The sequence below is a fragment of the Myroides profundi genome (assembly GCF_000833025.1).
Taxonomy (GTDB): Bacteria; Bacteroidota; Bacteroidia; order Flavobacteriales; family Flavobacteriaceae; genus Flavobacterium; species Flavobacterium profundi_A.
On record NZ_CP010817.1, the window covers coordinates 3,162,359 to 3,180,059 of the forward strand.

Genomic DNA, 17,701 nt, shown 5'->3' on the forward strand with positions numbered 1-17,701 from the left:
ATTATACACTTACTCTTAAAATGCCTACAACCCCTATAAACACTAGTGTTATTTGCAGATTCCTCGACAATACATGGACAATACCTCGAGAATGGTGGAGCTAGAGCCTTGTTTGTTGAACAATGCTTCTTTTATATTCCACCTATTCTCCTCTAATGAGCTTATCTGGATAATGGTAAACAACTTCGAAACTTCTCTAAACAGTCTCCTACTACCTATTCATAAATAAATACAAGACTTATACACTCCTAAAAACAAAAAAGTCAGTCCACACAAGATTGTGTGAACTGACTTTTTATACTCTCATCCCACAGTAGGTACTGCGGCGGGACTATATTATTCTTTGTAAACTCTCTTTAAAAATAAATTGTTCATAGGGTTAATCCCTAGTCCTTTTACATTCTGATGAGAGAACCTCGCTGCTCTGTCGTAAAACAAGATGATCGCGGGTACCTCATCTGCTATAATCTGATCCATCTGCTGATAGATGTTATTTCGCTTCTCTTCTGACACTTCTTTAAAAGCTTGTTCATAGAGCTGATCAAACTTTTGATTAGTGAAGCGAGTATAGTTAGGCCCATTAGGAGCTTTGTTCTTTGAATAAAATAACGAAAGGTAATTCTCTGCATCAGGATAGTCTGCTATCCAACTTCCTCTGAAGAATGACACCTTACCTGATGCCATACCCTGACGTAGAGAAGCAGGCGGTGTCACATCTACTATTACTTCTATCCCTAGTTTTTTCCACTCGCGTTGTAGGTATTCTGCGATATCGAGATAATTAGCATTCGTAGACAAGGTGATCTCTACTTTGCCTTCTTTACTTGTCTTCTTATAATCATCCACTAGTGCTTTAGCTTCTTCTGGATTATAAAGCTTATCTGTACTAAAATGCCCTCCTAGACCTTGTGGTATAATTCCTCCTACTGCTCCATCTCCCATACCGCTACGCAGATACAATAACATCTTGTTTCGGTCAAACCCCATATTTAGGGCTTTGCGTATTCTTACATCTTGTATAGCACCAGGCGCTTCTAGGTTAAAGCCTAGGTACTCCGTATTTAGGTAAGGGCCTGTCACCATCTGCACCTTCTCCTTATACTTCGGGTTCAGCTCGCCATTCTCTGTGATAATATCATCCTTATAAGATGGGTCTAAGCCTGATATAAAGTCTAGATTACCTTGCAAAAACTGTAAAAAACCACTCTGCTTATCTGGCAAGAATGTTATGGCTACAGCCTCTAGATAAGGTAATGCATTGCCTTGTTCATCTTTCTCAAAGTAGTTTGGATTTTTGCGAAGGACTAGCTTAATGTTCTCTTCCCAAAATTTAAAATAGAAAGGCCCTGTACCGATAGGATGAGAACGAAAGTCTATCGTCTTATCCTCTACTATTTCTCTCGGCACTACAGAAGCATACCTCATCGACAGCAATCCTAAAAAGGCTGGAAAAGCTTCTTTTAATTCGATGCGAAAGACGGTATCATTAATTGCCTTAAAATTCTTTACCTTCTGGAATATCCACGCCCCTGGCGAAACCACATCTGCGTCTAATACCCTGTTAAAGCTGTATTCGAAATCACTAGCTACTACTATACGAGTACTATCTGCCCCAAAGTGGCTATGCTTGTGAAAATAGACATCCCTTCTCAGCATAAAGTCATACTGCTTACCGTCTTCACTGATCGTCCATGACTTGGCGATATCTGCTTGTATATGCAGACTATCGTCTAACTGTACTAATCCATTAAAGAGTTGATTACACGGCCAGATGATAGCCATATTTCTTGCGAAAGCAGGGTCTAGTGTCTGAATATTAGCATTCTCGTTATATCTAAAAACTAAATTTTTATCCTGATCAGCTGTTTTTTTCTGACAAGAAAACGTCAGTGCGCAGACACAAAATATTGAAACGTAATGAATTATTGATTTCATCAAACCGATTTTTGTACGTAAATTTGCAAACCTTTTCAATATTGAAAAAGTAAATATAATTCAAAGTTACTACTTAGTAAGTAATCATTATGGAAAATAGAAAAAAAGTAGCTTTTTATACATTAGGTTGTAAGCTTAACTTCTCAGAAACTTCCACTATCGCTAGAAATTTTGCAGAGGAAGGATTCGATAGAGTAGATTTCGAAGAAGTGGCTGATATATATGTTATCAATACATGTTCTGTAACAGAAAATGCAGATAAACAATTTAAGCAAATAGTAAAAAAGGCTCAGAAGAAAAACGATAAAGCTTTCGTAGCTGCAGTAGGATGCTATGCTCAATTAAAACCAGAAGAACTCGCTTCTGTAGATGGTGTAGACTTAGTATTAGGAGCGACAGAGAAGTTTAAAATAACAGATTACATCAATGACTTGTCTAAGAATGAAATGGGACAAGTGCATTCATGCGAAATATCAGAGGCTGACTTCTACGTAGGAAGTTATTCTATAGGGGACAGAACACGTGCTTTCCTTAAAGTACAGGATGGATGTGATTATAAATGTACATACTGTACTATCCCATTAGCTCGTGGTATCTCTCGTAGTGATACTATGGATAATGTATTGAAAAATGCAGCTGAGATCTCTGCTCAGAATATAAAAGAGATCGTACTGACAGGAGTGAATATTGGTGACTATGGTAAAGGAGAGTTTGGGAATAAGAAACACGAACACACTTTCTTAGAATTAGTACAAGAATTAGATAAAGTAGAGGGTATCGAGAGACTTCGTATCTCTTCTATCGAGCCTAATTTATTAAAGAATGAGACGATAGACTTCGTATCGAAGAGTAGAACATTCGTTCCTCACTTCCACATTCCTTTACAGTCTGGATGTAATGACATTCTTAAGAAAATGAAACGCCGTTACCTACGCGAGTTATATGTAGAGAGAGTAGAGAAAATCAGAGAAGTAATGCCAGACTGCTGTATCGGGGTGGATGTGATCGTAGGATTCCCTGGGGAGTCAGACGAGAAGTTCTTAGAGACATATAATTTCTTAAGTGATTTAGACATTTCATACCTACACGTATTTACATACTCTGAACGCGATAATACAGAGGCTGTAGATATGGGTGAAGTAGTACCTATGAATGTACGTAATAAGAGAAGTAAAATGCTAAGAGGACTTTCTGTAAAGAAACGTCGTGCGTTCTATGAATCTCAAATCGGGAAAGAGAAAACAGTTCTGTTCGAAGGTGAGAATAAAGAGGGATATATCCACGGATTCACAGAGAACTATGTGAAGGTAAAAACACCATGGGATCCAGCGTTAGTAAATACATTACACGCAGTGAAGTTAACAAAGATAGATGAGGATGGTATCGTAAGATTAGAGTTTATCTAATAACAATATCTCTTTATAAAATATAGAAGAAGTCAACTAATCTTTAGTTGGCTTTTTTTATTTATTTACTTTTTTGTCTTGATAAAGTCTGCGAGAGCAGAGTATATGGGGAAGTAACCAAAAAAGTCAAGGTTATAACTCCTACACGGTCAATTACGGCACAAATTACTGAAACAAAATTAACTTCCTTCGGTCAAACAGAATTTTGCTTCAGAGGAATTTGCACCTATTGACACTCGCTTATACGTTAATACCAAAGGCGCTTCGCAAGAGTATTTTTTAAGTAAAGTCAACTTCATTTTAATAGTTCGCATGGATTTGTAAGCTGTGTGGAGCATCTAGAACGAACAGTTCGCATGGATTTGTAAGCTGTGTGGAGACTACAATACACTACACAAAGACTATTATACAGTTTATGTCAATTTATAATCTGTGTGAAGCTCATAGAAAATAGAAATTATAAAAAAGCCTGTTTAGAATCTTCTAAACAGGCTTTTTTATATCATTACTTTTTAGTCCTTATTATTTTAAAAGGCTATAAAGTGTATAATATTACTTAGATACGGATACCAGGAGGTAACATCTCTTTATACGTAGGATTCTTTCTAAAGAAAGAAACAATCTTAGGATGTGTAGGTACTACTCTTAACCTTTTCTCTCTTAACATCTCCAAAATACCTTTTAAAAAGTCAGACGCTTGTGTTGGTAAAGCTTCTTCTAGTCCAGTAAGTTTTGTAAGAAAAATCTTTCTCTCTTGTAGTGAATACTCTACACTAAGCAACCCTTGCTCAGTCTCATACTCGAACTGACGTAGTAACTCATTGTCTTTAATTTCCATTATATCTCCAAGTTTTATGATTACAAAACAAATTATAATAACTGCTGTGCTTCCTAAAAAATTAGGAGGGTAAGTGTGCACTCTTATTCTATACTAACCAAAAGACAAATGATAACAAATAACGACGCCTCTGGTATGTAAAATGACTACCTATAGTCTTCAATACACCACGTGATCTGTATACGCTAAAATCTATTCTTATTGGACTATTTCTCGTTAGAACTTGAGTAAAAAATAAAATATCTAGTATTTCTTTTTTTGAGTTACTATAATCTCTATATTTAGCAAAGTTCGGGATTTTTTTCCATATAACCTTATAAAAACGATTTAAAATATTTATAATGAGCAAAATACCTATTTATTTCTTCCCAGGTATGTCCTCTACTTCTTTGATTTTTGAACATCTTTGTTTGAATCATGAAAAGTTTGAAATTGTCTTTTTAGAATGGTTGCCTATAAATAAATCTGAATCATTAGAACAATACACCAAGCGTTATCTCCCCTTCATCACACATGATAATCCTATCCTAATAGGAGTTTCTTTTGGAGGAATAATAGCTCAAGAAATAAGTAAACTAATTTCTGTAAGAAAGACAATTATTATTTCGAGTGTACGTTCTAATAAAGAGTTTCCTAATCTCTATCGTATCGCTAGAAATACAGGGCTCTATAAATGGTTGCCTACATCTCTTATCCCTACTCTTTGGAACGTTATCAAAAAAACAGCTTCAGAGAAAAAGAAGAAAAGATTAGCACTATATGACCGTTATCTCCCGATAAGAGATAAAGAATATGTAGACTGGTGTATCAGAGAAGTACTGCATTGGAAACAAGACAAACCATTAGCCAACGTAGTACACATACACGGAACTAAAGATGAAATATTCCCTTACAAGAATATACAATCTGCCATCGAGATAAAAGGGGGGACTCACGCGATGATTATCATCAAGCACAAATGGTTTAATGAAAATTTAGAAACGATTATACTTAAGAAAAATAATGAAAAAGACACTTAGAACTGTATTTGTAACCGCTGCTATTATAGCAGTAGCTTCTTCGTTTATGTTTGCCACTACTATATCTAGCGCTACAGAGGATCATAATGAAGCTGCCTTACACGCTCATCCTCTACCGCTATCTGCTAACTTCGCTGGAGAAAAAGCTCCTTTAGACAAGATAGATGTCAAAGAAAGATTTGACCGAGAAATGATCATCAATACGAATCTTCACGGTACAACGATAACAACGATAAAAAGAGCGAATAGATTCTTCCCTATCATCGAACCTATCTTAAAAAAGAATGGTATTCCTGATGACTTTAAGTACTTATGTGTGATAGAGAGTGGACTAGCGAATGCGGTATCTCCTGCTGGAGCTAGTGGATTCTGGCAGTTCATGAAAGGAACATCTAAGGACTTTAACTTATACATAGATGAATACGTAGACGAACGATACGACTTAATCAAAGTAACAGAAGCTGCGTGTAAATACTTCCAAAGTGCTAAAAACCGTTTTGGTAGCTGGACGATGGCTGCTGCATCTTATAATAGAGGAATGGCAGGTATGTCACGCGCTATGGAAAGTCAATATGTAGAGGACTACTATGATTTATTCTTAAACCAAGAGACTTCTAGATACGTATTCAGAATATTAGCCTTAAAAGAGATTATGTCTAACCCTGTAAAATACGGTTTTGACGTTCCTGAATCTGAAAAATATCCAATAGTACCTACTAAAAAAGTGAGTGTATCTTATGATATAGATGATTTAGCTTTATTCGCAAAAGAACAAGGTATCAACTACAAATTACTAAAATTATACAACCCATGGTTAGTAAACACTAGTTTAAAAGTAAAAGGTAAAGTATATGAAATAGAGATTCCAACTAAAGGAATCTAATCTAGATATAAAGCCAAAACAAAGAGCGCTTATTTAATACATTAAATAAGCGCTCTTTGTTTTTTTAATGCTTCTGAATTCTGTGTACCTTTGTACTCTAATTACATCTGTAGAATCATGGATAAACAACAATACATCAACAACGCATTCGAAATTATTCTTTCTAAGAATCTAAGTACACCTTTTCACCTAGACCCAGGAAGTACTGTACCCGATCTAAACAAATACTTAGAAAGCTTAAAGAGCGCTTATTTGAGTAGTGTTGATCCAAGATTAGAAAAACTATTCTATGACAAAATAGAAGCGCTAAAAGCACTGTAATTAAATGTTTTTTTGAAAGAACGATACTATAACCTCTAGTGTCTGCTCTTTTATCTCTTTATGCGGAGTATGCCCTACATTAGGGAAAATAACCTTCTCTGCAATTCCTTGAGCCTTTGCTATTGTTTTCTCCACTTGGTCTAGACTACCATACTCATCTTGATCTCCTTGTATAAATAACAGTGGAGACAGTATTCCCTTCATCTCCTCCTCTACTGTCCAATCTTGGTATTCTGAAGATAACCAAGTATCTACCCATGCTCGGACTACATCATCTACCTTAGTTCCGTGATATTTCACTAAGCGTTCAGCTAAATCTGTAGTCTCATAAGCTGTCTTAGCTGCTTGTACTCCTTCTAAAGTTACTTTCTCTACAAAGATATGTGCGGCCTCAGCCACTAAGGCTAAAGTATGATCTGGATACATTGCTGCAAATAATAAAGCAATAGACGCACCATCACTATGCCCAAATAAAGCAACGCGCTCTAACTCTAATTCTTCCATCAAGTCTTTTAAGAATGCAGCTTCTTGCTTTAGATAATCTTTTTCTCTCTTCGTAGTATCCATCTTATCTGATAGCCCGTACCCTACTCTGTCATATACTACTACATCACATTGTAATCGTTCTGCTAACAATTCTGGCCAATCTCTCCACAGGGTAACACAGCCTAATGAATCATGTAATAATACTAGCGTGTACTTACTCTCTCCTTGATAAAAAAAGTGTTTATAAAAAATATTCTTTTGATTGACTAAGACACAATCTTGAATAGCTGTAATCATTTACGGTAAGTTTTATTGTCATTAGTCTCAAAAATAAAAAGGATATCTGGGGTGTGCAAATAAGATTCTGTAGGATATTCTTATTCTATCAGACCTAGATTATAGGATAGATTTGGTCTGATTTACACCATCTGACACTAATCATAAAAAAGATATACATTTGAAAAAACAAAAAAGCCTCAACTTTCGTTGAGGCTTCTGTGATCCAATCAGGATTCGAACCTGAGACCTACTGCTTAGAAGGCAGTTGCTCTATCCAGCTGAGCTATTGGACCTAACCAAAAAACATTAGATGTTTTTCATTCGTCGGGGTGGCAGGATTCGAACCTGCGACCTCCTGCTCCCAAAGCAGGCGCGATGACCGGGCTACGCTACACCCCGAAAGAAGCGGAGAGACAGGGACTCGAACCCTGGCATCGGTTACCCGATGACAGATTAGCAATCTGCTCCGTTACCACTCCGGCACCTCTCCGTTGCTAAGAGAATTACTTCTCTAATGCGGATGCAAACTTAGCACTACTTTTGGTTCTATGCAAGCTTTTGAAAGAAAAAAACAATAAAAAATTACCACATAAAAACAAACCTATTCATAGTCAAGGAAGTAAACACAAATAAAAAAAACATTATTTTTTTATTTCTTAGATAATTATCCAAAATCAAGATATTTTATGTATTTTCCCACATCTTTATTGAGCCTTACAGAAGGTCTAAAGTTTTAAAACAAAAATCAAACTTAATTAATTCTATAAATTATGAGTAAAAAAGTAGTTATTGTTTCTGCTGCTAGAACACCGATAGGAAGTTTCTTAGGAAGTTTATCAACTGTACCAGCTACAGTATTAGGTGCTACTGCTATTAAAGGGGCACTAGATAAGATCAACCTTGATGCTAATCTAGTAGATGAAGTATTGATGGGGAATGTAGTTCAAGCAGGAGAAGGACAAGCACCTGCACGTCAAGCGGCTTTAAAAGCAGGTTTGTCTAAAGAGGTAGCTTGTACTACAATAAATAAAGTTTGTGCATCAGGTATGAAAGCGATTATGCAAGGGACACAAGCTATTATGGCAGATGATGCAGAAATAGTTGTAGCAGGTGGAATGGAGAATATGAGTATGATTCCTCATTATGTTCACATGCGTAATGGTAACAAATTTGGTCCTGCAACTATCATTGATGGTTTACAAAATGACGGTCTAGTAGATGCTTATGACAATAATGCTATGGGAGTATCTGCAGACTTATGTGCTAGTACACATAATATCTCAAGAGAAGAACAAGATAACTTCGCTATTAAATCTTATGAGCGTTCTGCAAAAGCATGGGATGCTGGTAAGTTTAACAACGAGGTAGTTCCAGTATCTGTACCTCAACGAAGAGGAGATGCTATCGTAGTTTCTAAGGATGAGGAATACACGAATGTAAAATTAGATAAGATTACTTCTTTACGTCCTGCTTTTACAAAAGAAGGAACTGTAACTGCTGCTAATGCTTCTACTATCAATGATGGAGCTGCTGCTGTGGTAATCATGAGCGAAGAAAAAGCATTAAGCTTAGGATTAAAACCTCTAGCTTATATCAAAGGATATGCGGATGCTGCTCAAGAGCCTGAGTGGTTTACTACTGCTCCTGCTAAAGCATTGCCTAAAGCGCTTAAAAAAGCGAATGTAGCTATTGAAGATGTGGACTTCTTTGAATTTAACGAAGCGTTCTCTGTAGTTGGTATTGCAAATACTAAATTACTTAATATCGATCCAGAAAAGGTAAACGTAAACGGTGGAGCTGTTTCTTTAGGTCACCCTCTAGGATGTTCTGGTGCTCGTATCATCGTAACATTATTAAGTGTATTAGAACAAAACAATGCAAAAATAGGAGCTGCTGCTATCTGTAATGGTGGTGGTGGTGCATCAGCATTAGTTATCGAAAGAGCTTAATTTTTAATAATATATTCAAGATGAGTTTGATTAGTTCAAACTCATCTTTTATTTTTGTACTTTAATTCAAACCTATATTATGTTTGCATATTGCAACCTTGCCATTGTACCCTTAAGACTTGAACCAAGCGACAGAAGCGAAATGGTATCTCAAGTCCTTTTCGGTGAACACTTTACTATTTTAGAAAGAACAGAGAAGTGGTCGAAAATAGAATTAGCTTTCGACAAGTACCAAGGTTGGATAGATAATAAACAATATCAAGAAATCTCTGAAGAAGATTATAAATACCTTCAAAATACATCTGTTATTCACTCTGCGGAGTTAGTAGATTTTATTTCTTCTAACAACAATCACTTAATGGCAGTACCTCTAGGTAGTTGTCTTACAGGGTTAAAAAAGAATAGCATCAACACAGATAACTTCACTTATGAAGGACTGACTATCACTGGTCAATTTACAAAACAAACTTTTCTAAAGACTGCGTTTATGTACTTAAACACTCCTTACTTATGGGGAGGGAAAACGCCTTTCGGAATAGACTGTTCTGGTTTCACCCAAATGGTTTACAGAATCAATGGATATAGAATTCCCAGAGATGCCTCACAACAAGCAGCTATAGGAGAAGCCTTAAGTTTCATAGAAGAAAGTGAAATAGGTGACTTAGCTTTCTTTGACAATGCCGAGGGTAATATCATCCATGTAGGGATAATCATGGAGAACAACTATATCATACATGCTCATGGAAAAGTGCGTATAGACAGACTGGATCACTTAGGAATTTATAATATCGATTCTGGTAGACATACTCATAAACTAAGAGTAATCAAGAAAATCATTTAAGTCTATAGTAAGTTTATATATCGGCTTTTCTAATAAGATCACAATTCATTACAAGGACTTATGTAATCGTTTTTTTATTGACTATTTTATCCTATTTAGCTCAAAAACTATTCGTTAAGACACTAGAAAGTATTTGATATTGCAAAAAAAATAAACGTATCTTTGCTGCAAATATCGATATATATGAATACTTTCGAGCAATTTAATCTACCGAAAGCCCTTGAAAAAGCTCTTAATGAGCTTAATATTATTTCACCAACTCCTATACAAGCTAAATCATTTCCAGTTATTCTTTCTGGAAGAGATATGATGGGTATTGCCCAAACAGGTACAGGAAAGACATTCGCCTACCTTCTACCTATCTTAAAACAATGGAAGTTTAGCCATGCTGAGTCTCCTAGAGTAGTGATACTAGTACCTACACGTGAGCTTGTAGTACAAGTAGTAGATGAAGTAGAAAAGCTTACAGCCTATATGTCTGTAAGAACATTAGGGGTATATGGTGGTACCAATATCAATACACAACGAAAAGCTGTTTATGAAGGTGTAGATATCCTAGTAGGTACACCTGGACGTATGATGGACTTAGCTTTAGATGGAGTATTGCGTTTTGATAATTTACAGAAGTTAGTCATTGATGAATTTGATGAAATACTAAACTTAGGGTTTAGAACACAGCTTACATCTATTCTTACAATGATGAAAGGAAAACGTCAAAATATCTTATTCTCTGCTACTATGACAGAAGAAGTAGACGAAGTACTTGACGAATATTTTGACTTCCCTGAAGAAGTTTCTCTTGCTCCTTCTGGAACTCCGTTAGAGAATATAGATCAACAGATATATAATGTACCTAACTTCAACACGAAGTTAAATCTATTAATGCACTTACTTAGCAATAAAGAAGAGTTTAATAGGGTACTTATCTTTATCAACAGTAAACGTCTTGCAGATGTTGTAATGGAGAAATTAGAGGCTGCCTTTCCTGAAGAGTTCACTGTAATTCACTCTAACAAATCTCAAAACTTCCGTATGAGATCTATGGCTGAGTTCCAAGCGAATGAATTAAGAGGTCTTCTAACTACAGATATAATGGCTCGTGGACTTGATATCTCTGATATTAGCCACGTAATCAACTTACAGTTCACTGACTCTCCAGAACAGTATATTCACCGAATAGGACGTACAGGACGTGCTGATAAAAAAGGTACGGCTATCTCTATCGTAGACCCTAAAGAGGAAGAAGTAAAATTAGCTGCAGAGATTCTAATGGAGAAAGAACTTAGAGCAATGACAATCCCAGAAGAAGTAGTCATCTCTGAGTCACTTATGGAGTTTGAAAAATCTAAGTTAAAGTCTAAACAACTTGCTAAGGTTAAAAAGCCTATAGAAAAAGGAGCTGCTTTCCACGAGAAAAAAGATAAAAACCAAAAGGTAAATCTTGGAGGTCCTGGTAAACGTAACCCACGTAAAACTAAACCTCGTAACAGAGCAGTAGAAGCAAAAAGAGCTGCTAAACGCAAGAATAAATAAGATAATCAAACCATAAAAAAAGCGTGCTAAATCTTGATTTAGCACGCTTTTTTTTATCTAAACGTATTCTCTTTTTATCTCTTAAAAGAAAGAATACATCATTTACTCTTTTATGTTTTCTTCTACAGCCTGTGGATTGTGTTTATACTTAAAGATAATAGCAAACAATATAGTCACCACTAAAGCGTATCCTGCGAATATAAGCCATGAATGTCTCCAACCTTCTAACTGCAAAGTAACATCTTCTTGACTATATACAAAGTGATTCACAATGTACTGAGCGATAAGCATACCTATTGTTGCACCAAAACCGTTAGTCATCATCATAAATACCCCTTGAGCTGAAGAACGAATATCTTCACTTGTCTCATTATCTACATATAGAGATCCTGATACATTAAAGAAGTCAAATGCAATTCCATAAACAATCATAGACAATATAAACATCCATACTCCGTTTCCTGGATCACCTATACCAAAGAATCCAAAACGAAGAACCCAAGCAAACATTGACATCAACATTACTACTTTAATACCAAATTTTCTAAGAACAAATGGAATTAATAAGATACACAATGTTTCTGAAACTTGAGATAACGAGATTAACGCATTAGCATTATGTGCTCCCCAAGAGTCAGCATATTCTGGTACTTTAGAGAAGCTTGTGATAAAAGGATTCGCATATCCATTCGTAATCTGTAATGACACTCCCAACAACATTGAGAAGATAAAGAATACTGCCATCTTCTTCTCTTTAAACAAACTGAATGCCTTTAACCCAAATGCGTCTGCTAAACTCTGCTTCTCATTAGATTTATTAATAGGACAATTAGGCAATACAAAACTGTATAAGAAAAGAACTATTCCTAAAACACCTGACACAAAGAATTGATAATAATTAGACTGGAAGCTTTCAAAATCGATATCTCCACCAAAGTTAAATCCTAAAGAACCATCACTGTGGAACCCAAAGAAGTTAACAAACAACATCGCACAGATAAATCCTACTGTACCAAAAGTACGTATAGGCGGAAAGGCCTTAATCGTATCGAGGTGATTCTGTTTTAATATTGCATAAGAAGTTGAATTAGATAAAGCGATTGTAGGCATAAAGAAAGCTACACTACAAGTGTAAAGTGTAAAGATCGTTGTAAAATCAACATGATCTCCTGCTATAAAACCATAATAACCTGTAGCCATCATAAAAATAGCTGCAGCTAAGTGATTCAATCCTAATAATCTCTGAACTGGTATCCATCTATCAGCTACTATTCCCATGATAGCAGGCATAAAAATAGATACTATACCTTGCATAGCATAAAAAAGACCAATCTTAGGCCCTAGCCCCACTGATCCTAAATAGTTCCCCATAGATGTTAAATAAGCTCCCCAAACAGCAAATTCGAGGTAACTCATCAACGTCAATTTTGCTTTTACATTCATTACGTGTGATATTATTTCTGTGTTATTCATTTAAGAAATTACTCTCTTAAACTTCATTTTATAAGTGTGTGTATAAATTGCTTATTTAATTCTTTTTTGCGCTAACTCCAGAATTAAATTAAACTGTTCTTCTATAGTTAAATTAGAATTATCTACCTCTATTGCATCATCTGCCTTTACTAGTGGTGAATCTGCTCTACTTGTGTCTATTTTATCCCTTTCTACTACATTGTGAAACACTGCATCATAACTCACATTAGGGTCTTTTTCCTTTAATTCGTCAAAGCGTCTTTGAGCACGTATCTCTGGAGAGGCAGTCATAAATATCTTTAACTCTGCATCAGGAAACACAACTGTCCCTATATCTCTTCCATCCATTACTACTCCTTTAGACTTACCTAAGTTTTGTTGTTGTTCTACCAACTTTCTTCTTACCTCAGGTACTTCTGCTATCTGACTTACAAACTGTGATACCTCTAAACTGCGGATCACACCTTCTACATTCTCTTGGTTTAAAAACACTTCTGCAAACCCCTTTTCAGGATTGTACTCAAAGTGCAGTTCTACTGATGGTAATGACTCTATTAATCCTTCTCTATTGAAGTAATTTTCTTTTATCAAACCTTTTCTCATTGCAGACAAAGTAACTGCTCTATACATAGCTCCTGTGTCTATATATACATAGCTAAGAGACTTCGCTAATGATTTCGCTAATGTACTTTTCCCCGTAGAGGAAAAACCATCAATCGCTATAGTAATCTTTTTCAAATTGAAAAATTTAAAATTAGTTTAAAACTCATTGATTTGTCAAATATAGCAGTATTTATAACCTATAGTATCTTTTTTAAAATACTTTATACTTGGCTATTTTTAATCAAAATACCTTTTTAAAACACTCATTGTAAAACAAATACTAAAAAAGCTCCTTAAAATTACAACTATTTTCAACAATAATGGCTAGCAAAAGTAAGTTAATCTGTAAAAATTCCCATCATTTTAAGGACACAAAATACAGTCTAAAGCCTCTTATAACTAAAAAAGCCTCACTTTATAAAAGTGAGGCTTTTTCTATCCTATCTAATAAGTTTTACTTTTTAGCTATTTCTAGCTTCTTAGCATTCTTAACTTTTTGATTTGTAATAGCGATCTCTAAGACTTCTTCCATTTTATCTACATAATGGAAAGTCAATCCTTTAAGATACTCTTCTTTAATATCATCGATATCTTTTCTATTGTCTTTACACAAGATGATCTCTTTCACATTAGCACGCTTAGCGGCAAGAATCTTCTCTTTAATACCTCCTACAGGAAGCACCTTACCTCTTAAAGTAATCTCACCTGTCATCGCTAAGTTCTTTTTCACCTTGCGTTGAGTAAATGACGATACCATAGAGGTCAACATCGTAATACCTGCACTAGGCCCATCTTTAGGCGTTGCTCCTTCTGGTACGTGGATATGTATCTTATAGTTATCGAATACTTCTTGAGCTATGCCCAACTCTTCTGCATGAGCCTTAATATACTCTAATGCGATAGTAGCAGACTCTTTCATCACTGTCCCTAAGTTACCCGTGATAGATAGCTCACCTTTACCTTTAGAGATAATCGACTCTATATATAGAATATCACCTCCTACACTAGTCCACGCTAATCCTGTTACTACACCAGCCACATCATTATTCTCATACTTATCATTTTCAAAACGTGGTGTACCTAAGATCTTTTTGATATCCTCTTCTGTCATCTTCACATTATACTCCTCTTCCATCACGATATTCTTAGCTACACCTCTAGCGATATGTGCTAGTTGCTTATCTAAGCCACGTACTCCAGACTCTCTTGTATAATTTGTGATAATAAACTCCATCTGTTTTTTACCAATCACTACATCTTTAGAAGTTACTCCATGTGCCTTTAATTGTTTTTCTAACAAATGTTGTTTACCTATCTCTACTTTTTCTTCTATCGTATACCCTGTCATCTCGATAATCTCCATACGGTCTCTTAATGCAGGTTGTATAGTACTTAAGCTATTAGATGTAGCGATAAACATCACCTTAGACAAGTCATATCCCATCTCTAAGAAGTTATCATAGAACTCGTGATTTTGTTCTGGATCTAATACTTCTAACAATGCAGAAGAAGGATCACCATTATGACTAGAAGATAACTTATCTATCTCATCTAATAAAAACACCGGATTAGATGTCTTTGCTTTCTTTAGACTCTGAATAATACGTCCAGGCATAGCCCCTATATATGTCTTTCTATGTCCTCTGATCTCTGCCTCATCGCGTAACCCTCCTAGAGAAATACGCACATACTCACGACCTAATGCATCAGCTATAGATCTACCGATAGAAGTCTTACCTACTCCTGGAGGTCCATATAGACACAGAATAGGAGACTTAAGATCATTTCTTAGCTTCAGAACAGCCATGTGCTCTAAGACACGCTTCTTCACCTCTTCTATTCCATAATGATCTTTATCTAACTGCTTCTGAGCATTCTTTAAGTTAAAGACATCCTTAGAATAATGATTCCAAGGTAACTCTAAGAACAACTCTAAATAGTTTCGTTGAATACCAAACTCAGCCACTTGAGGGTTCATTCTTTGGAACTTCATCAACTCCTTATCGAAGCGCTCTTGTACTTCCTTAGACCACTTTTTATTAGCAGCTTTCTTACGCATTTCTTCAAACTCCTCTTCATTTGAGAAACCACCCAATTCTTCTTGGATTGTTTTCATTTGTTGATGTAAGAAATACTCTTTTTGTTGTTGATCTAGATCAACTCTAACTTTCGTTTGAATATCATTGCGCAACTGAAGTTTTTGTAACTCTAAAGTCATCATCTTTAGAGCTTCTAAGCCTCTAGCGTTTAGATCATCTATATTTAGTAATCGTTGCTTATCAGCAATATCCATACTCATATTAGAAGACACGAAGTTAATCAAGAAAGATTCACTAGAAATATTCTCAATAGCAAATGCTGCATCTGAAGGAATATTTGGGTTCTCCTTGATAATCTCTAAAGCAGTCTCTTTAATAGAATCTACAATAGCTGAGAACTCTTTATTCTTCTTGTTTGGGCGTTTCTCTTCACGAGCTACCACATTCGCCTTCATATAAGGTTCTTCTTGTGTCAGTTCCGTAATCTCAAAGCGTTTTTTACCTTGTAAGATAACTGTGATATTTCCGTCAGGCAACTTTAATAGCTTGATGATACGAGCCACTGTTCCTGTATGATATATCTCATTGATACCAGGATCATCAGTTCCTTCGTCTATCTGTGCTACTACACCTATCGTTTTATCTCCTTTATTTGCTCTATTTAATAATTCAATAGACTTATCTCTACCTGCTGTAATAGGAATCACTACACCTGGGAATAATACCATATTTCTCAATGGTAATATCGGAAGTGAAGTAGGTAACTCTTCTTTATTCATTTCTTCTTCATCTTCACTCGAAAAAATTGGAATAAACTCTGAATCTCCATCTCCTAAATCTTGCAACGACAAGTTGTCAAATGTTATTAATTTTTGATTTGCCATATGTATTTTTACGTCATTTTGTCAGTTAACAATTTTTTCTCGACATAGCCAAACTACAACCACACCCATAACCAACTGATTACCAACAAAAACATTAATTTTTAATTGTTCTACTTATATAATATTCCAATCTTTATGCCACAAAAAAATCCTTACTATTATGGCAAGGATTTTTTGTCTTTTATGTTAAAATACAAAATATTATTTACTTGGCGAAGAAATGATTATTACAGAAAAATCTCCATAAGTAATTTTTACCTTTTTATCTTTATGTTCCTCTTCCACTCCTACTAGAGTTGCCTCAAATCTACCCTTTAGTAGAAACTTATTAGGGTCTTTTTTATCTTTCTCTGCATAATCAAAACGCAAGAAACCTTCGTTCTCTGCTACATCCTGAGAAGTGTACTTAACTCCATAAGGAGAAGTATACTCTACATTAAACCATCCTAGTTTCTTAAAATCTTTAGGATCATTCGAGACTACGATATCTCCATTATAAGGGAAATCTAGCACTATCTTCTGTGTCTTCTCTACTCCATCTATACTAGATACATACGCTCTTCCTCCCTTTACTTCTACAGATTCCTCAGGATTAGTAAAAGGTTCATTATCTGCAAAAGCTTCTAAGTACGTCGCTTCTTTTCTAACAAAAGGAATATCTACAAAGCTTCCACTTATCGGAAATGGCTTTAAGTTTGGGTTATCTTGAATACTAGGCATCATACGCTTAATGTCAAAATCACCTGATACCACTCTCGCTTTTCTATTAATATTACCGATAGACATAATCCCTGTCACGATATTAGGGCGTAGCGTATCCTTCGTTGTATACAGAAGCTTATTCTCCCATGAATAGTAATTACTCTCATTCACATTAGTAGGGAAGTTACCAGACTGAAACTTCAAAGTTCTAAGTATCAACTCATCATTTTCAAAATTCTCACTTCCTGCTAACTTCACTTTTATTTCTAAGCGTCCGTTTTTATCTAACTCAGCCACTATACCTTCACGCATCAGGATAGTCTCTCCTTGATTATGAATAGTCATAATCGGTTTACCTACTCCCTGCTCTCCTTCTATGATAGTATCATACGATTCATTATCACATGAAGCTACAGTCATAGCGGTGATAGAAAATAAACTAATTGCTAATATTCTAAATGTCTTTTTCATATTATAACTTACTATTCGTAAAGTAATCAATTTTTAAAA

Annotated in this window: 14 protein-coding genes and 3 tRNA genes; 7 read left to right on the forward strand and 10 right to left on the reverse strand. The window is 35.4% G+C overall.

The window, feature by feature from the left end:
* Positions 1-336: 336 nt before the first annotated feature.
* On the reverse strand, positions 337-1,935 hold the full coding sequence (locus MPR_RS13815) for an ABC transporter substrate-binding protein (RefSeq protein ID WP_041893497.1): 1,599 nt from the start codon (positions 1,933-1,935) through the stop codon (positions 337-339).
* An 89-nt stretch (positions 1,936-2,024) separates the two neighbouring features.
* Between MPR_RS13815 and mtaB the strand changes: the two genes are divergently transcribed.
* A complete protein-coding gene (mtaB, locus tag MPR_RS13820; protein ID WP_041893499.1) occupies positions 2,025-3,341 on the forward strand; it encodes a tRNA (N(6)-L-threonylcarbamoyladenosine(37)-C(2))-methylthiotransferase MtaB in 1,317 nt (438 codons plus the stop codon).
* Between the two features lie 556 nt (positions 3,342-3,897).
* Here the strand turns inward: mtaB and MPR_RS13825 are convergent.
* Entirely contained in the window at positions 3,898-4,179 is a 282-nt protein-coding gene (locus tag MPR_RS13825; protein ID WP_006258736.1) for a GNAT family N-acetyltransferase, read from the reverse strand.
* Between the two features lie 341 nt (positions 4,180-4,520).
* Here MPR_RS13825 and MPR_RS13830 point away from each other — a divergent pair, with 341 nt between their 5' ends.
* The 3 genes from MPR_RS13830 (at position 4,521) to MPR_RS13840 (ending at position 6,402) form a co-directional block, all read left to right on the forward strand.
* Positions 4,521-5,198: an alpha/beta hydrolase gene (locus tag MPR_RS13830; RefSeq protein ID WP_041893501.1), complete on the forward strand. Its 678-nt coding sequence runs from the start codon at positions 4,521-4,523 to the stop codon at positions 5,196-5,198.
* A complete protein-coding gene (locus MPR_RS13835; protein ID WP_041893503.1) occupies positions 5,182-6,081 on the forward strand; it encodes a lytic transglycosylase domain-containing protein in 900 nt (299 codons plus the stop codon). Before MPR_RS13830 ends, MPR_RS13835 begins: the two co-directional genes overlap by 17 nt.
* A gap of 117 nt (positions 6,082-6,198) precedes the next feature.
* Positions 6,199-6,402 carry a hypothetical protein gene (locus tag MPR_RS13840; RefSeq protein WP_006261845.1) on the forward strand — a complete coding sequence of 68 codons (204 nt, stop codon included), beginning with the start codon at positions 6,199-6,201 and terminating at the stop codon, positions 6,400-6,402.
* Here the strand turns inward: MPR_RS13840 and MPR_RS13845 are convergent, their stop codons facing one another.
* The 4 genes from MPR_RS13845 to MPR_RS13860 form a co-directional block, all read right to left on the reverse strand.
* Positions 6,403-7,185, reverse strand: a complete 783-nt coding sequence (locus tag MPR_RS13845) for an alpha/beta fold hydrolase (RefSeq protein ID WP_041893506.1) — start codon at positions 7,183-7,185, stop codon at positions 6,403-6,405.
* Positions 7,186-7,386: 201 nt separating this feature from the next.
* Positions 7,387-7,460: transfer RNA gene (locus MPR_RS13850), tRNA-Arg, on the reverse strand.
* A 31-nt stretch (positions 7,461-7,491) separates the two neighbouring features.
* A tRNA-Pro gene (locus tag MPR_RS13855) sits at positions 7,492-7,566 on the reverse strand.
* A 7-nt stretch (positions 7,567-7,573) separates the two neighbouring features.
* Positions 7,574-7,657, reverse strand: a tRNA-Ser gene (locus tag MPR_RS13860).
* A gap of 280 nt (positions 7,658-7,937) precedes the next feature.
* Between MPR_RS13860 and MPR_RS13865 the strand changes: the two genes are divergently transcribed.
* From MPR_RS13865 to MPR_RS13875, 3 genes are all read left to right on the forward strand, one after another.
* Positions 7,938-9,116 carry an acetyl-CoA C-acyltransferase gene (locus MPR_RS13865; RefSeq protein ID WP_041893508.1) on the forward strand — a complete coding sequence of 393 codons (1,179 nt, stop codon included), beginning with the start codon at positions 7,938-7,940 and terminating at the stop codon, positions 9,114-9,116.
* A gap of 79 nt (positions 9,117-9,195) precedes the next feature.
* Positions 9,196-9,957: a C40 family peptidase gene (locus MPR_RS13870; RefSeq protein WP_006258745.1), complete on the forward strand. Its 762-nt coding sequence runs from the start codon at positions 9,196-9,198 to the stop codon at positions 9,955-9,957.
* A gap of 183 nt (positions 9,958-10,140) precedes the next feature.
* Positions 10,141-11,490, forward strand: coding sequence for a DEAD/DEAH box helicase (locus tag MPR_RS13875; RefSeq protein ID WP_006264367.1), 1,350 nt, complete (start codon positions 10,141-10,143; stop codon positions 11,488-11,490).
* A gap of 102 nt (positions 11,491-11,592) precedes the next feature.
* On the opposite strand, the gene MPR_RS13880 is transcribed toward MPR_RS13875, so the two are convergent.
* The 4 genes from MPR_RS13880 to MPR_RS13895 form a co-directional block, all read right to left on the reverse strand.
* Positions 11,593-12,933, reverse strand: coding sequence for an MFS transporter (locus MPR_RS13880; RefSeq protein WP_041893511.1), 1,341 nt, complete (start codon positions 12,931-12,933; stop codon positions 11,593-11,595).
* A gap of 81 nt (positions 12,934-13,014) precedes the next feature.
* The gene (gene cmk / locus MPR_RS13885; RefSeq protein ID WP_041893513.1) at positions 13,015-13,701 is read right to left on the reverse strand and encodes a (d)CMP kinase; all 687 of its coding nucleotides are present in this window, start codon (positions 13,699-13,701) and stop codon (positions 13,015-13,017) included.
* A 319-nt stretch (positions 13,702-14,020) separates the two neighbouring features.
* The gene (gene lon, locus MPR_RS13890) at positions 14,021-16,489 is read right to left on the reverse strand and encodes an endopeptidase La (protein ID WP_041893514.1); all 2,469 of its coding nucleotides are present in this window, start codon (positions 16,487-16,489) and stop codon (positions 14,021-14,023) included.
* Between the two features lie 201 nt (positions 16,490-16,690).
* A complete protein-coding gene (locus tag MPR_RS13895; RefSeq protein ID WP_041893517.1) occupies positions 16,691-17,662 on the reverse strand; it encodes a hypothetical protein in 972 nt (323 codons plus the stop codon).
* Positions 17,663-17,701: the final 39 nt, after the last annotated feature.

Coding starts and splice junctions, on each gene's coding strand:
- mtaB (WP_041893499.1), top strand. CDS start 2,025: ATGGAAAATAGAAAAAAAGTAGCTTTTTATACATTAGGTTGTAAGCTT.
- MPR_RS13880 (WP_041893511.1), bottom strand. CDS start 12,933: ATGAATGTAAAAGCAAAATTGACGTTGATGAGTTACCTCGAATTTGCT.
- MPR_RS13825 (WP_006258736.1), bottom strand. CDS start 4,179: ATGGAAATTAAAGACAATGAGTTACTACGTCAGTTCGAGTATGAGACT.
- MPR_RS13875 (WP_006264367.1), top strand. CDS start 10,141: ATGAATACTTTCGAGCAATTTAATCTACCGAAAGCCCTTGAAAAAGCT.
- MPR_RS13840 (WP_006261845.1), top strand. CDS start 6,199: ATGGATAAACAACAATACATCAACAACGCATTCGAAATTATTCTTTCT.
- MPR_RS13835 (WP_041893503.1), top strand. CDS start 5,182: ATGAAAAAGACACTTAGAACTGTATTTGTAACCGCTGCTATTATAGCA.
- MPR_RS13845 (WP_041893506.1), bottom strand. CDS start 7,185: ATGATTACAGCTATTCAAGATTGTGTCTTAGTCAATCAAAAGAATATT.
- MPR_RS13865 (WP_041893508.1), top strand. CDS start 7,938: ATGAGTAAAAAAGTAGTTATTGTTTCTGCTGCTAGAACACCGATAGGA.
- MPR_RS13870 (WP_006258745.1), top strand. CDS start 9,196: ATGTTTGCATATTGCAACCTTGCCATTGTACCCTTAAGACTTGAACCA.
- MPR_RS13815 (WP_041893497.1), bottom strand. CDS start 1,935: ATGAAATCAATAATTCATTACGTTTCAATATTTTGTGTCTGCGCACTG.
- lon (WP_041893514.1), bottom strand. CDS start 16,489: ATGGCAAATCAAAAATTAATAACATTTGACAACTTGTCGTTGCAAGAT.
- MPR_RS13895 (WP_041893517.1), bottom strand. CDS start 17,662: ATGAAAAAGACATTTAGAATATTAGCAATTAGTTTATTTTCTATCACC.
- MPR_RS13830 (WP_041893501.1), top strand. CDS start 4,521: ATGAGCAAAATACCTATTTATTTCTTCCCAGGTATGTCCTCTACTTCT.